Annotated in this window: 20 protein-coding genes and 1 tRNA gene; 6 read left to right on the top strand and 15 right to left on the bottom strand. The window is 64.5% G+C overall.

Going from position 1 to position 13,843, the window contains the following annotated elements:
• Positions 1-2: 2 nt before the first annotated feature.
• The 12 genes from ACE3Q6_RS17660 to ACE3Q6_RS17605 form a co-directional block, all read right to left on the bottom strand.
• On the bottom strand, positions 3-773 hold the full coding sequence (locus ACE3Q6_RS17660; RefSeq protein ID WP_374435311.1) for a recombinase family protein: 771 nt from the start codon (positions 771-773) through the stop codon (positions 3-5).
• A gap of 677 nt (positions 774-1,450) precedes the next feature.
• On the bottom strand, positions 1,451-1,642 hold the full coding sequence (locus tag ACE3Q6_RS17655; protein ID WP_374435309.1) for a hypothetical protein: 192 nt from the start codon (positions 1,640-1,642) through the stop codon (positions 1,451-1,453).
• Positions 1,632-1,949 carry an XRE family transcriptional regulator gene (locus tag ACE3Q6_RS17650; RefSeq protein ID WP_374435307.1) on the bottom strand — a complete coding sequence of 106 codons (318 nt, stop codon included), beginning with the start codon at positions 1,947-1,949 and terminating at the stop codon, positions 1,632-1,634. The genes ACE3Q6_RS17655 and ACE3Q6_RS17650 overlap by 11 nt, the downstream gene beginning before the upstream one ends.
• Positions 1,950-2,109: 160 nt before the next feature.
• Entirely contained in the window at positions 2,110-2,244 is a 135-nt protein-coding gene (locus ACE3Q6_RS17645; protein ID WP_374435305.1) for a hypothetical protein, read from the bottom strand.
• A 63-nt stretch (positions 2,245-2,307) separates the two neighbouring features.
• Complete coding sequence (locus tag ACE3Q6_RS17640; protein ID WP_374435303.1) at positions 2,308-2,946, bottom strand: NrsF family protein; 639 nt, start codon at positions 2,944-2,946, stop codon at positions 2,308-2,310.
• Positions 2,943-3,485, bottom strand: coding sequence for a sigma-70 family RNA polymerase sigma factor (locus tag ACE3Q6_RS17635; RefSeq protein WP_374435301.1), 543 nt, complete (start codon positions 3,483-3,485; stop codon positions 2,943-2,945). The genes ACE3Q6_RS17640 and ACE3Q6_RS17635 overlap by 4 nt, the downstream gene beginning before the upstream one ends.
• 97 nt (positions 3,486-3,582) lie before the next feature.
• Positions 3,583-3,990, bottom strand: coding sequence for a thioredoxin family protein (locus ACE3Q6_RS17630; protein ID WP_374435298.1), 408 nt, complete (start codon positions 3,988-3,990; stop codon positions 3,583-3,585).
• Positions 3,991-4,008: 18 nt separating this feature from the next.
• Entirely contained in the window at positions 4,009-4,719 is a 711-nt protein-coding gene (locus ACE3Q6_RS17625) for a cytochrome c biogenesis CcdA family protein (protein ID WP_374435296.1), read from the bottom strand.
• The gene (locus tag ACE3Q6_RS17620) at positions 4,719-5,150 is read right to left on the bottom strand and encodes a DoxX family protein (protein ID WP_374435294.1); all 432 of its coding nucleotides are present in this window, start codon (positions 5,148-5,150) and stop codon (positions 4,719-4,721) included. Before ACE3Q6_RS17620 ends, ACE3Q6_RS17625 begins: the two co-directional genes overlap by 1 nt.
• A gap of 6 nt (positions 5,151-5,156) precedes the next feature.
• Complete coding sequence (locus ACE3Q6_RS17615; RefSeq protein ID WP_374435291.1) at positions 5,157-5,906, bottom strand: DUF2063 domain-containing protein; 750 nt, start codon at positions 5,904-5,906, stop codon at positions 5,157-5,159.
• Positions 5,890-6,747 carry a DUF692 family multinuclear iron-containing protein gene (locus ACE3Q6_RS17610; protein WP_374435289.1) on the bottom strand — a complete coding sequence of 286 codons (858 nt, stop codon included), beginning with the start codon at positions 6,745-6,747 and terminating at the stop codon, positions 5,890-5,892. Before ACE3Q6_RS17610 ends, ACE3Q6_RS17615 begins: the two co-directional genes overlap by 17 nt.
• 54 nt (positions 6,748-6,801) lie before the next feature.
• The gene (locus tag ACE3Q6_RS17605; protein ID WP_374435286.1) at positions 6,802-7,110 is read right to left on the bottom strand and encodes a DUF2282 domain-containing protein; all 309 of its coding nucleotides are present in this window, start codon (positions 7,108-7,110) and stop codon (positions 6,802-6,804) included.
• A 175-nt stretch (positions 7,111-7,285) separates the two neighbouring features.
• On the opposite strand from ACE3Q6_RS17605, the gene ACE3Q6_RS17600 reads away from it, so the two are divergent.
• Positions 7,286-7,981, top strand: a complete 696-nt coding sequence (locus ACE3Q6_RS17600) for an ATP-binding domain-containing protein (protein WP_374435284.1) — start codon at positions 7,286-7,288, stop codon at positions 7,979-7,981.
• On the opposite strand, the gene ACE3Q6_RS17595 is transcribed toward ACE3Q6_RS17600, so the two are convergent.
• From ACE3Q6_RS17595 to ACE3Q6_RS17585, 3 genes are all read right to left on the bottom strand, one after another.
• A complete protein-coding gene (locus ACE3Q6_RS17595) occupies positions 7,914-8,816 on the bottom strand; it encodes a tyrosine-type recombinase/integrase (protein WP_374435282.1) in 903 nt (300 codons plus the stop codon). The genes ACE3Q6_RS17600 and ACE3Q6_RS17595 overlap by 68 nt on opposite strands.
• Before the next feature lie 381 nt (positions 8,817-9,197).
• The gene (locus ACE3Q6_RS17590) at positions 9,198-9,488 is read right to left on the bottom strand and encodes a DUF6538 domain-containing protein (protein WP_374435280.1); all 291 of its coding nucleotides are present in this window, start codon (positions 9,486-9,488) and stop codon (positions 9,198-9,200) included.
• Between the two features lie 91 nt (positions 9,489-9,579).
• Positions 9,580-9,654, bottom strand: a tRNA-Thr gene (locus tag ACE3Q6_RS17585).
• Between the two features lie 111 nt (positions 9,655-9,765).
• On the opposite strand from ACE3Q6_RS17585, the gene ACE3Q6_RS17580 reads away from it, so the two are divergent.
• The 5 genes from ACE3Q6_RS17580 to ACE3Q6_RS17560 all read left to right on the top strand — a co-directional run bounded on the left by ACE3Q6_RS17580 (position 9,766) and on the right by ACE3Q6_RS17560 (position 13,819).
• On the top strand, positions 9,766-9,939 hold the full coding sequence (locus ACE3Q6_RS17580; protein ID WP_374435278.1) for a hypothetical protein: 174 nt from the start codon (positions 9,766-9,768) through the stop codon (positions 9,937-9,939).
• Between the two features lie 4 nt (positions 9,940-9,943).
• On the top strand, positions 9,944-11,212 hold the full coding sequence (gene murA, locus ACE3Q6_RS17575; protein WP_374435276.1) for a UDP-N-acetylglucosamine 1-carboxyvinyltransferase: 1,269 nt from the start codon (positions 9,944-9,946) through the stop codon (positions 11,210-11,212).
• Positions 11,209-11,682 carry a DUF2948 family protein gene (locus ACE3Q6_RS17570; RefSeq protein WP_374435274.1) on the top strand — a complete coding sequence of 158 codons (474 nt, stop codon included), beginning with the start codon at positions 11,209-11,211 and terminating at the stop codon, positions 11,680-11,682. Before murA ends, ACE3Q6_RS17570 begins: the two co-directional genes overlap by 4 nt.
• Before the next feature lie 137 nt (positions 11,683-11,819).
• A complete protein-coding gene (gene hisD, locus ACE3Q6_RS17565) occupies positions 11,820-13,121 on the top strand; it encodes a histidinol dehydrogenase (protein WP_374435272.1) in 1,302 nt (433 codons plus the stop codon).
• Between the two features lie 53 nt (positions 13,122-13,174).
• Positions 13,175-13,819, top strand: coding sequence for a glutathione S-transferase family protein (locus ACE3Q6_RS17560; RefSeq protein WP_374435270.1), 645 nt, complete (start codon positions 13,175-13,177; stop codon positions 13,817-13,819).
• Positions 13,820-13,843: the final 24 nt, after the last annotated feature.

Here is a 13,843-nt window from a genome sequence, read left to right as displayed (position 1 = left end):
GGCTACGATTTCCGCAGCAGAGTCGCAAAGCCTGTTACGCATGTCGGGAAGACGGTTTCGACTGCTCGGGCCTTACGCAGCGGGGTCCGAACGCGGCTCCTTGTCCAGGGCTCGCCGTGGCCCGTCCTCAGTCCACGCGCATTGAGGAGGTCAGCGACCTCCTGGTGAGTAGGCTTCGAGTGATCCGGCACGTCGCGCAAGGTGTTGGCGATCTTCTTCACTCGGGCGTCAGCCTCGCGACTCATGCCCTGTGCGCCGGAAGTTTGCAGCTCCTTGATGTTCGGGTTTCCAAAGACGGCGCCGTCGCGCTTCTTTTTCGCCATACCCTCTTTCGTTCTCTGTGAAATCAGATCTCGTTGGTGCTGAGCTTTTGCGAACCGGGCACACTTTGCAGCTAGTTCGAAGTCTTCGCTTTCCTCGATCGAGAAGATGCGATCGCGACCAGGCAACTGCGTCCGGATAAGGTCAATCGCGTCAGCATTCCGGGAGAGCCGAGACCACTCCCAGACAACCAGAAGGCCATCTTGCTCACGGCACTTTCGCAGCGCCATCTGCAGACCCTCGCGATCATCCACGCTGGTTGCGCCGGCCCCTGTCCCAACATCGCGGTAAACATGCGTCACCGGACACTGAAGAGCCGCCGCAAACTCCCGGATCGCGATCTCTTGGGTGGCGAGACTGATGCCGTTCTTGCCCTGATCGTCAGTAGACACCCGCACGTAGCCGACGATCACTTTCGCGCCGTCGCGCCCGCCCACCGATCTCTTCGCCATCACCGACTCCATGCTTCCAAGCCGATGCCTGCCAGCCGTCCCGTAGAATGTGAAGAAGGATATTGGAGGATAATGTGCTGAGAGTGAGGGAGTGGGGGAGGCAGAGGGGTGTTAGGAGACCTATCCGATCTCCCCTAGGAGTCCATACACCGCGAAGGTGCGGTTTCCTGTGGCTGCCCATCGGATGTGGGAGGGCCGCTGGCGCTGGCTTGCGGACGCAGTTCAGGTCGGCAGCGCCACGCACGCTATCCCTCTGAAACTCGTTCTACACAGATAGCTACTTCAGGATCGAGCTATATCGGGTGCGCTCGATGGTTTCGGCGCACCGACACGACAATCTTGCTCTGGTCTGCCTTGTGGCGTTGCGTTCCGCAACACGGTCGCGACCTATGCACTAAATGCAGGGCAGCAGGTTTACCAACTCGCACTTTTCCAGGGTGGCCACGATTCTTGCATCATGAAGGCGGAAAGCCCTTGTTTTTCAGGGTTTAACACCTTCACCGTGGTGAAAACGAAAACCGGATTTCGTCGTTTTCGTCGCCGTTTCGAGAATCGTGTAAACCAGAACGCACCCCCAACGACAACCATCCGTAAACCTGCTGTAAACCTGCACGGGCCGCGAGGCCATGATGCCCATGCATGGCTGGGCACCTGGTCGCAGGCTTGCGGCCACCGGCTTAGTGGCCATCTTCCTTCGTGCCGCCGAAGAACTCTTTCATCGACATGCCAGCCGGGAAGTTCGGCGCCGGCACCTGATTATCGCAGATGATCCGCAGGATCTCGATCCACCGCCACTCGTTTTCAGTCAGTTGGGTATCCGGATGCATCCCGCTGTCGGCTACGATGCATTTGCCGTCATTACACGCCATGTGAGCGCTCATCGTCGGAGAGGGGCACGCTGAGCATCTGGACTAGGGTCCGCAGCATCTCTGGGCCGAAGCTTTGATCGATCGCCAAACGCACCATGAACGCGGGTTCCACCTCGAGTGCCTTTGCAAGCTGCGGGACCCGATCCAGCGCCAGTTTCGACGATCCTGTCTTCAGCATCGTGATGAAGTTCGCATTCCTGAACCCGGCTTCCTTCGCGATGTCAGCCTGGGTCTTGTGGTGAAGCTCGCCGATGCGCTGGTCAATGAACTGGGCGAGGCGGGTGGACGCGTAGGGTTTCGTGGGCATGTATTCTCCTTGAGAAATCAGCACGTTGTTGTGCGATGTTTCAAGATAGTGTTCGACAGTATGGGAAGTGCTTAGGGGTGATTGGCGAACGCACCTTTTGCGAGTGAGCTACTGAGGCGATCTAAGGCAACTTGGGACGGAGGCGGACCTTCGCCCCACCTCAATGCAGCCCGAACTCCGACATCAGCCGCTTTCGCAGCGCGACGAAGGCTGGAGCGCTGCAGTCGCGGGGAGGCAACAAGTCCAGCTCGATCAGCTGCGTCGAGAGGCTGCTGTCCTTCGACATGACCAGCACGCAGTCGGAGAGGAAGATCGCCTCCTCCGGATCATGGGTGACACTGGTGTATGTTCGGCAGTATCACCACCGCAGGAACCGATGCCCCAGCAATCCGCCGACCCCGCCAACAATACCTATCGCAAGTCCATACCAGGACAGAAAGAACAGCGGCGAGTCCTCCGCGCAATGCAGGCCGTAGCCCGCCGCCACGCCCGCACCGATTGCCACGCCAAGCAGAGCGCCGGTCAGGACGGGCCGCGTCGGAGCGGACCGGCGGAGGAAGGCGATGCCGATGGCCAGCGGAAGCGCAGATATCATTGCGATGGAGGAAAGACAGGCCAGCGCCGTCTGTCCGATCGCTTCGGCGACCAGCGCCCCATCAGCGGTCGCGATGCGGAAAAGGACCAATACGAATGCCAGCAGGACCGGAATGGCAAGCGGCCACAGGAGAACGCGCCCTTCAGGCCTTGCGGATGCAAAGGCCAACCAGATGGCCAACAGGGAGAGCAGCGCGGGAAGGATGCTCTTGGCCTGCACCGGCAGATGCGTCCAGGCGGAACCGAGATCGGGTCGAAGGCCAAATACGGCAAAATACAGGGCCAGTCCGCCCAGCATCAAGACCCCCAGGACACAACCCGCAAAACCCGGCGAAAACCGCGCGGGCACTGGGGTCGCCGCGAGGTCCCGGATAAGGTCTTCTGTGCTTCGCCTGGCCGTCATTTCATCATCCTTTCGGCAATCCCCGACAGCCGCCGCATCGCCCGGTGCAGCGCGACCCGCGCCGCGCCCGCCGTCATTCCGACTGCCTCGCCCGCCTCCTCGGCCGTCTTTCCATCCAGCGCAACCGCCCTGACCAGCATGGCGGATCGCGTGTCGATCAGGCGCAGCATCACTTCGGCATCCCGTCCGGACAGGGGAGCAGAACCTTCCTCCTCGGGCAGCACATCGGCAAACTCCTCGATCGGCAGATCGACCCTTGCGCCCCGCCGGCGGAACGCATCGACCACCTTGTAGCGGGCCAGCGCGTAAAGCCAGGGCCTGACCGGGGCATCCCGCCGCCACGTCTGCCGCTTCAGGTGGATCGCAAGCAGCACTTCCTGCAAGACGTCCTCGTGCTGATCCGGCGGCAAACCGTCACCCCTGCGGCGGATCACGGTGCGCAGCGTCGGCGTCACGGCAAGGAGGAACCGCGCGAAGGCGGCACCATCCCCGTCATTGGCGCGGGCCAGCAGCACTTCCCAAAGCTCGTCCTGCTGCAACCGACCCTCCCCCCCAGACGCGGCGAGCCTAGCCGAGGCGGGCCGCCCGGCACAGTCAATCCTTGTTGAAAGGGCAAAAGCGGCGGTCATGGGGCTGTCATCCTGCCGCGGCCAGGGCTGCATCGAAGAGGGCCTTGATCTCGGCCTTGCCCGTGCCCGCGACGATGCGCGCGATCTCCTCGCGCCCCTTCAGCGCGACCAGGGTGGACCGGCGCGGGATCTTCAGAGCGCGGGACAACTCACCCTCGCCATGTTCGTCCCAATCCACCACGATGAAGCGGATCTTCTGTGCATACTCCGGGTGCTCGGCCATCAGCTGCGCGATCACACGCTCTTGCGTCGCGCAGGTGCTGCACCAGCTGGCCCAGAAATCCAGCACCACCACCTCGCCCGCATCCATCGCCGCCTCGGCCAGACCGGGGGTGTAGAAGACCCGCTCCTCGGCCCGCAGCGGAGGGGCGAGCAGGAGGGCGGCAGAGGACAGAAGCAGCGTTCGGCGGTTCATGGGATGCCCTTCAGGTGTTCAGATGCTGACGGAAAGATCGACAAGCCACGCGGGCAGAAGACGGAGCGCGGCCTCGTCGAGGATGTGGTTCAGGCCGAGGAACGAGGCGGCCCCCACGGCGATGAAGACCCAGCCCATCACGGGCCGCGCACGGGCAGACAGCGCCACCGCAGGGCCCATGTGCCGCCTGAGCCAGCCGCGCAGGCCATAGGCTGCGGCAAGGATCAGCGTCGCCACTCCCCCGGCGAACGCCGCCATGACGGCGGCTGCGTGGCCAAGGCTTTCGCCGGTGCTGGCCAAGGCGATGGCAGCGCCCAGGGTGGGGCCGATGCAGGGGCTCCAGACCGCGCCCAGGAGCGCGCCGCCCGCGAACTCCGCCCCTATGCCGCGCGGAGCGGCGGCAATGCGGGCATCCGCTGCCGCCGCGATCCCGGCCGAGGCCATGGAGAACCTGCGTCCCAGCGCGGGCAGGACCATCACCAGCCCGAACCCCACCATGACCAGCGCCGCAAGGCGCGTGACGTCTTCGGGATAAATGCCTAATGCAGGACCGATGGCCGCCAGGCCCGTGCCGACCGCGACAAAGGACAAACCCATCCCCGCCGCAAGGGCCAGCGGCGCGCGCGGATCGGTCTGCAGGCTGCTCGCCACCACGATAGGCAGGACCGGCAGGACGCAGGGGTTGATCAGCGTCAGGAGCCCCGCGAGATAGGCCAAAGCCAGATCCATCAGCCCGTAGCCCTGCGGTCGATCCCCGCCAAATGGTCGGCCGACCAGCGCCCCGGCCCCCGCGCCACGACCGCCAGAAGCGGCGCGGCCCAGAGGCCATGCGTCATCCAGGCATCGGGATAGACGAAGATCTGGATCACCGCCGTCATGCCCAAGAGGCCAAGCGCCGAGAGACGCGTGAAAAGGCCAAGGATCAGCAGCACGGGCAAAAGGTGCTCGGCCACCGTCGCCATCACCGCCGCAAGTTCCGACGGGATCAGCGGCAGGGCGTATTCATGCTCGAACAGGAACCACGTGGAATCCTTGATCGCGAACCCTTCGACCTTCGTTTGCCCGGATTGCCAGAAGACGAGCGCCGGAAAGACCCGCAGCATCAGCGCGACCAGCGCGTCGGGAATGGCGGACAGGGTCAGGTTCAGCTTCCGGATCATCGCGCCTCACTCCTTTGCATCGACAATGGCCCCTGCCTGCATCAGCGACACGAGCAGCGGCTTCGGATCATGCCCCGCCTCAGCACCCAGCGCCTTGGCCGCTGCGATGGCCAGACCTTCCCCATCCAGAACCGCCCGCAGGAGCGCGGCATCCCCCGCGCCCACGGCCCGCACCGGCACCTGAAACGCAGCGTCCCGCAGGATCAGCGCGGTCTCCGGTCCCCTGGCCAACGCCAGACCTTCCCCGCCCGGCTGGTTCCGCGCCCAGATCGACACTGCTGGATGGGCAAGCGGCAAAAGCGTGACCGAGGGATGCAGCACCAGTCGCACCCGTCCAGGATCAGCCCCCAGAACGGCAGCCGGATCGACCGGCCCCCGATCCGCCGCATGGAACGCCTGCCCCCGCGCGAATTCGATCCGCGCCACATCCCCCAGATAGGGATAGGCCGCGAGCGGCGGAAACGCCTCCAGAAACCCGGCAAACCCCGCACCCCATTCGGCCAGAACCGGCGATCTCGGGCGGTCGGTTTCGGCATAGATCCGCGCCATTGCAGCAAAGAACGCCTCGCCCACCAACCGCCGGACCACGGGGAAACGGCTCGCCAAAGCCTCACCCAGACCCACGGCCACGTTGTTGCGATAGACGGCGAAGCGCCGCTCCACCTCCGCCGGATCGCGCGCCACCAGCCCGGCAGGGACCGCCCCGCCCCGCAGCGCCGCGTCGAAACCCGCGACGAAATCAGGATGCGCGCGCAAGGCCCATCCCTTCCTTCGCCAATATCTCGCCCGCCCGCGCCGCCTCGGCCGCCAATACGGGCCAGTCGGGCAGGTCATTGTCCCATTCGACCAGCGTCGGCAAAGGCCCGGCCCGTGCGATCACCTCGGCGAACAGCGTCCAGACGGGATCGGCCACCGCCGCGCCGTGGCTGTCGATCAGGAGCGGACCGGACGGCAGTTCTTCCGCGTCATGCCCGCCAAGGTGAACCTCTCCCACCAGATGCAGAGGGAAGGCCGCGAGCCATGCGCGGGGATCGCTGCCGTGATTGGTGCAGGACACGAAGACGTTGTTCACGTCGAGCAAGAGCCCGCACCCCGTCCGCCGCGCCACCTCGGCCAGAAACTCCGTCTCGGGTATCGTCGACTGCGCGAAACGCAAATAGGTCGCCGGGTTTTCCATGAGCATCCGCCGCCCCAGAACGGCCTGCACCTGGTCGACATGATCGCAGACCAGCTGCAGCGTCTCCTCCGTGTAGGGCAGCGGCAAGAGGTCGTTCAGATACTCCGCCCCGTGGCTGGACCACGCCAGATGTTCGGAGAAACCTTCGGGCTGATAGCGGTCGCAAAGGCGCTTCACCCGGGCCAGATGGTCACGGTCCAACCCTCGCGCCCCGCCGATGGACAGGCCCACCCCATGCACCGACAACGCATGATCCGCGCGGATCGCCGACAGGTGCGCATGGGGCAGCCCACCCGCGCCCATGTAATTCTCGGCATGCACCTCGAAGAAGCCGATCCCCGTCGCGTCGTCGCGGATCGCGGCAAAATGCTCGGGTTTGAAGCCGACACCGGGCATAGGGGGAAGCGAAGCTATGGTCATAGCGCGTCCGATAGATGGAAACGGGCGCGCGGACGACCCCCGCGCCCCCCGGGGTCAGGCCGTAGGAACAAACCCCTCCAGCGCCACGAGCGAGCCGTTCCGCGCCATGCCATCCTCGGCAGCGGGCAGTTCCATGGTCAGGCAGGTGCCCGCCGGAACCAGCTTCCAGGCATTGCCCTGATAGTCGACCTTCGACGTGCCGGCACAGGTCGTGCCCGGTCCCGCCGCACAGTCGTTCTGCCCGGCCAGTGCCACGCCGAAGCACTTCTCCATCTCTTCGGCCATCACGGGCGTCACGGCCACCGCGCCAAGCGCGCAGGCCAGAGAAGCACCAAGAACGAAGCGGGACGTCGTCGCAGTCATGTCAATCTCCCTGTCAAACCGGAAAGGCCATCTGCCCTTCACCAGGCAGTTCGTAGAGAGGGGACGGTGCGTTACGTCGGTCGCGGTTTCGTGATCAGGGATGTGTGAACGCGGGAACTTCCTCGTTCATTGACCCATCGAATTTCGGCTATGGGCCCAGACCCCGAACCAATGGGTGGATCTGATCGCCGAGGACATTGCAAGCCTCACGCGCGAGCTTGGCAACAAGACTACTCCGGTCCCTGACGCGATCGAGTGGCTAGCAGAATGGGCGCAGAACATCCGCACCGCGCAGAGAGGGCTCCTGCTCTTGACTGCGCACCGGTCCAAGGGACTGGAGTTTGATCACGTGGTCATCCTGAATGGCGGCTGGCAGGCCCTTTCGAAAGGCGAGGATGGAGAAGCACCGCGCCGGCTGTTCTATGTGGCGATGACGCGAGCGCGCCGGAGTCTCTCAGTCGTGACAAGCGGGTCGCACGCCTTCGTGCGCGCAGACAGTGAAAGCGAACTACTGCGAAAGGTTGAGACGCCACCCGGAGACCACCTGCCCGATCTGGATCAATACATTTTGCCAGACCTGTCGACCGTGGACCTTTCCTATGCGGGGCGGCTGCCCGACACAAGCTCGACACATGCCGCCATCGCTGCAGCGCAAGTGGCTTATCCTCGACTCGAAGCGAAGGGTGCTTGGGCGAATGTCCGGAAACTGGGCGCCGCCGGAGCGAACGCATCTTTCTCAGGCAAGGTCGGAGCCGTTGTGTGCTGGCGCAAACAGTCCTGCCGGAGTTCGTGTTTCGGAAAACTTAAGACGCAGCACACGACAGCGGAGAAAGATCAGCTTGCTGATGTCCACGGGCCGTATGCGTCTTGAGTGCATAAGGCTTCAACGCATCGATTACTCGCAGCTTTGCTTCCAGAGTGACATCACCATATCCATCACCGGCGGTTCGGCCTGCATGACCGCAGATCGCATCCACCACCCGATCTGAATAGCCTAGTTCACGCCCTAGGGTCTTGAACCTGTGCCTCCAGCCATGATTGGGCTGAACCCCCGGCGGCACGATTTTCAAGGACCCAAGCCATTCACTCAGGCGGCCGGACACTGTTCGTGCACCGGAGAGTGCGCTTGTCGTGGAGCTGGCCAAGAAGAACAGGGGGCCGTCAGGAGCGTTATCGACAAATTCGCCGAAGCCGAGATCAACGACCTGACTGTGAAGCGGCACATCGCGATAGATCCCTGTCTTCACGCTACCCGCGTCAGGTGTGATCCTGATAAACCTGCGACCGTTCTCGGTGCGAACGTCTTGTTTCCTGAGTTGGGTGAGCTCCGTCACCCTCGCGCCTGAGAAAGCCGCAAGGAGCGGCACCCAACGCTTGGCGGCTGCCGTCTTCTCACTCTCCTTTTCGCCTTTTTTGTAATCCATTGCAGCTTGAAGGATCGCGATAGCTTCCTGCTCAGTGAATCCTCTTTCTCGCGTCTGCAACCGCTTCGGAACGTCCTGCCTAACATCGGATGCAACGTTCTGCGGAATACGATCTTCACTGACTGCCCAGTTTAACACTGCACGCAGGGACGCCAGCCAGACATCTCGCACCGTTTTTGGGGACTTCGACTTCAGCAGCCGGTCGCGCCACAGCAGCACGTCCTTCTTTGTCAGCCGCCGTGCGTCGTCGTGCCTGAGAAACTTGCGCAGATCCGCGAACACTGGGGCCCAGCAGCGTTCTACCTCGGATCCTCGGCCGAGGCGCCTTCGCGATGCAATATAGTCATCGAAAAGGCCGCTGAGGGACACAGGAGGCAGGTCAGGGACAACTGGCTCCGCCGTAACCAGGATGGGGTGGACCGGCTGCCCGGTGAAACCTCCGTCATCTCGCGCGGCGACCCGTGTGAGCGCTTCATATTCTGCCGCGCACAACGCCATCGCCAGCTTCCGCCAGCCTTCAGTTCCGAACTCGACCGAGGTGTGCCCTCGACTACGAAAGTATTCGATCTGGTCTCCAACAAGTTCTCGGAACGGCCGCATATGTGTCGTCCACCAAAATGGACGAATAGGTCTCGCTTGATTCACGACCTTCCGAATCCTGATCTATGCGGATTCGATACAGGCGCAGGGCCATCTGCTCTGCGGAAAGTTCAAACGGAGACGTAGATCGTGGTCCGACGCCCGCGTCGGCCGCTCTGACTTCAGCCTGCTTGATCTGAACTGCAAGTCTGCGACTGCGCCGTGTATCGCTTTGGTCGCTTCTCGGTAGTCCGCACCAAGCGGCACCCTGAGCTCGGTCTTGCCCTCCAGGTAGCTTCGAAGATGCACCGGGACGACGAGTCTGGCATAGTAGCGCCCATCTCGCTCCAGCAGATACCTTACCTTCCTCGCCACGTCCGGAACCCGTTTTGTAACGCATTTTGTAACATCAGAATGGGCAGAAGCCCAACGATGCAAGGGTTTTCTTCAAGATCAAGGGGATAGATGGTGCTGCAAGAGAGGATTGAACTCTCGACCTCTCCCTTACCAAGGGAGTGCTCTACCACTGAGCTACTGCAGCGCCGTTGGTGGCGGGTGATTAGACGCAATCGAAACGGGGCGCAAGGGGGTAGGGGAGGGAATTCCGACCCTCTCTGGACCCACAGGCGACCTTGGGGTAGAAGCCTTCCCCATGCGCAGCCCCTCGGACACCTCGCCTGGCGAAAAGTCCCGGAAACCTGAACGCCCTGCCACCCGGGAAGACCGGCTGAAGGCGGCGCTCAAGGCCAACATGGCGCGGCGGAAGGCACAGGCAAGGGCTCGGACCGCCGAAGACGCGGCCGGGGAAACCGGGGACAAGGAGTAGGCGGATGGATTCGATTCTGGTGCGCGGCAACGGGGCGCTCTCGGGGGCGATCCCGATCGCGGGGGCGAAGAACGCCTGCCTGACGCTGATGCCAGCGACTTTGCTGAGCGATGAGCCGCTGACGCTGACCAACGCGCCGCGCCTGTCGGACATCCGCACGATGACGCAGCTCCTCCAGTCGCTTGGGGCCGAAGTCGCCAGCCTGCAGGATGGGCTGGTGCTGGCGCTGTCTTCGCATTCGATCACCAATTTCAAGGCCGACTACGACATCGTCCGCAAGATGCGGGCCTCGATCCTGGTCCTCGGCCCGATGCTCGCCCGCTACGGTGCCGCGACCGTCTCGCTTCCCGGCGGCTGCGCCATCGGCGCGCGGCCCGTCGACCTGCACCTCAAGGCGCTGGAGGCGATGGGGGCGGACCTCGACCTGCGCGACGGCTATGTCCATGCCAAGGCCCCCGGCGGCCGGCTCAAGGGCGCGGTGGTGGAGTTCCCCTTCGTCTCGGTCGGGGCCACGGAGAACGCCCTGATGGCCGCCACGCTGGCCAAGGGCACCACGGTCATCAAGAACGCCGCGCGGGAGCCGGAGATCGTCGACCTGGCCCGCTGCCTGCGCAAGATGGGCGCGAAGATCGACGGCGAGGGCACGTCCACCATCACCATCGAGGGCGTTGACCGGCTGGGCGGCGCGACGCACCAGGTGGTCACCGACCGGATCGAGCTCGGCACCTACATGCTTGTCCCCGCGATCTGCGGTGGCGAGGTGGAATGCATCGGCGGAACACTCGACCTGGTGGAAAGCTTTGCGGAAAAGCTGGACGCGGCGGGGGTTTCGGTCACCCAGACCAACCGGGGCCTCAAGGTTTCCCGCAAGAACGGCCGGGTGAAGGCGGTGGATGTGACGACCGAACCCTTCCCGGGCTTCCCCACTGACCTCCAGGCGCAGATGATGGCGCTGCTGTGCACGGCGGAGGGGGTTTCGGTGCTGGAAGAGAAGATCTTCGAGAACCGCTTCATGCATGCGCCGGAACTGATGCGGATGGGCGCCAAGATCGACGTACACGGCGGAACGGCCAAGGTTACGGGCGTCGAAAAGCTGAAGGGCGCGCCGGTGATGGCGACGGACCTGCGCGCCAGCGTCTCGTTGATCCTGGCGGGCCTTGCGGCGGAAGGCGAGACGGTCGTCTCCCGCGTCTACCACCTCGACCGCGGCTATGAGCGGGTGGAAGAGAAGCTCCGCGCCTGCGGGGCGCATATCGAGCGGATCAGCGCATGACCGATGCACGGTTCGAGGAGGGCGGCGAGGAACCGCTGCGGCTAATCGCCCAGGATGCCGAGGACCTGAAGGTTCTCTCCTCGCTGGTCCAGGATGCCGTCCTGCCGGTGACCGAACTGAAGTATGACGCAAAGCGCCGCCGCTTCGCCGCGCTGGTGAACCGCTTCCGCTGGGAGGACCGGTCCGAGGCCGAGCGCGTGGGCCGGGCCTATGAGCGCGTGCGCTCGGTGCTGGTGGTCGAGGATGTGCGAAAAGTGCAATCCTTCGGCTTTGATCGCAGCGGCAAGGACCTCGTATTGTCCGTTTTGTCCATTTCCTTCGAGCCGGGCGAGGACGGTACTGGTCGCCTGACGATGATTCTGGCCGGGGACGGGGCCATTGCGCTGGACGTCGAGGCGCTGGAAGTCCGGCTGGATGACGTCACCCGCCCATACCGCGCCCCCTCGGGCAAGGTTCCACGCCACGACTGAACCGGAGTTTTCGAAAACTCCGGACCGGAGCCTTCAAAGGCTCCGTTTCGATTTCTTTGAAGAAATCGGTCCCGGTTTCCCGGCTTGAGCGCCCGGCCCTCCCGCGCTATCTGACCCGCGACCAGCCGGAGGCCCCGATGCCCGTTTTCCTGAACACCGCCGACGCAGGCTTCGAAGCGGCTTTCCAGACGCTTCTCGGGCAAAAGCGCGAAGAGGCCGAGGATGTGGACCAGGCCGTCGCCGCCATCATCGCCGATGTCCGGGCCCGGGGGGATCAGGCCGTCATCGACCTGACCGCCCGTTTTGACCGGCTGAACCTGACCCCCGAAACGCTCGCCTTTTCCCAGGCCGAGATGGACGCTGAGATCGCCAAGGTCTCGACAGAGGACCGCGCGGCCCTCGAACTCGCGGCGGACCGCATCTGCGCGTACCACGTCCGCCAGAAGCCGCAGGACGAAAGCTGGACCGACAGTGCTGGAGCCACGCTCGGCTGGCGCTGGACGCCGGTCTCGGCGGCAGGGCTTTACGTACCAGGCGGCCTTGCCTCCTATCCCTCCAGCGTCTTGATGAACGCCATCCCGGCCAAGGTTGCGGGCGTGGAGCGGCTCGTCATTGCCTGCCCGACGCCGGACGGGAAGGTGAACCCGCTCGTCCTCCTCGCCGCGAAGATCGCCGGGGTCGACCAAGTCTACCGGATCGGCGGGGCGCAAGCCATTGCGGCCCTGGCCTACGGGACGCAAACCATCGCGCCCGTGGACAAGATCACCGGCCCCGGCAACGCCTTCGTCGCCGCCGCCAAGCGCCGGGTCTTCGGGCGGGTGGGGATCGACATGATCGCGGGCCCTTCGGAGATCCTCGTCATCGCCGACGGGGACAACGATCCGGACTGGATCGCGCTGGACCTCCTGTCCCAGGCCGAACACGACGAAAGCGCGCAGTCGATCCTGGTCACCGACAGCCCCGCTTTCGGAGACGCCGTCGCAAGAGCGGTCGCCAAGCGCCTGGAAACACTGGAAAGACGCGCTATCGCCGGGGCCTCCTGGGCGCAGCACGGCGCGGTGATCGTTACCCGCGACCTTGCCGAAGCGGCACGCCTCTCCAACCGCGTCGCGCCGGAACACCTGGAGCTTTGCGTGGCCGACCCCGAGGCACTGAGCCAGCAGATCACCCACGCCGGCGCCATCTTCCTGGGACAGTACACGCCCGAGGCCATCGGCGACTACATCGGCGGGCCGAACCACGTGTTGCCCACCGCCCGGTCGGCGCGCTTCTCCTCGGGCCTGTCGGTGCTGGACTTCATGAAGCGCACGACGCTGGCCAAGATGACGCCAGCGGCGCTGAAGGCGATTGGCCCGGCGGCCGAGCGGCTGGCAAAGTCGGAGAGTCTGCAGGCGCATGGCCTGTCCGTGCGCGCAAGGCTGGACCGGCTGAACGAATAGCGTCTTTACGCCCTCGCGCAGGACGGGCAGGCTGGCCCCGACCCGGAGGCCCCATGCCCACGCTCTACTATTCCCGCAACCCGAATCCCCGCCTTGCGGTGGCCGTGGCCCGCTATCTGGACGCCCCGGTCACTCTGGAATGGGCCGCGCCCTTCGCCCCCGGCCAAGCCGAGCACTTCCTGAAGCTGAACCCCACCCAGCGCATCCCGATCCTCGTGGAGGAGGGGGCAGAGCCGCTTTGGGAAGCCGACGCCATCGCCTGCCGCCTGTCGCAGATGGTCGGATCGGACTTCTGGCGGCAGGGCGCGGGGCAACCCGACATGATCCGCTGGATCAGCTGGGGAAAGGAAAACTTCGTCCGCGCCTGCGACATGGTCAGCTTCGAGACCGGCACCAAGCTGCGCTACCACATCGGCCCGCAGGACCCCGAAGCCATCGCCGAGGGGCACCGCCTGTTCCACGACGCGGCACCGATCCTGGAACTGCACCTTGCAACGCGCGACTGGCTGACCGGCGCCACGCCCTCCTACGCCGATTTCCGCATGGCGACCTTCCTGCCCTGGAACGCCAACATGCGCCTTCCCCTGCAGGACTACCCCGCCCTTGCCGCCTGGTACGCCCGGCTGGAGGCGATCCCGGCCTGGGCCGACCCGTTCCAGGGCCTTGAGGCGCCAGAGCTTCCGCCCATCCCCGCTTGACCCGCGACCCCGTGGCATTGCATC

The organism is Tabrizicola sp., assembly GCF_041913445.1.
Taxonomy (GTDB): domain Bacteria; phylum Pseudomonadota; class Alphaproteobacteria; order Rhodobacterales; family Rhodobacteraceae; genus Tabrizicola.
This window is presented reverse-complemented; position numbering and strand designations above follow the sequence as displayed.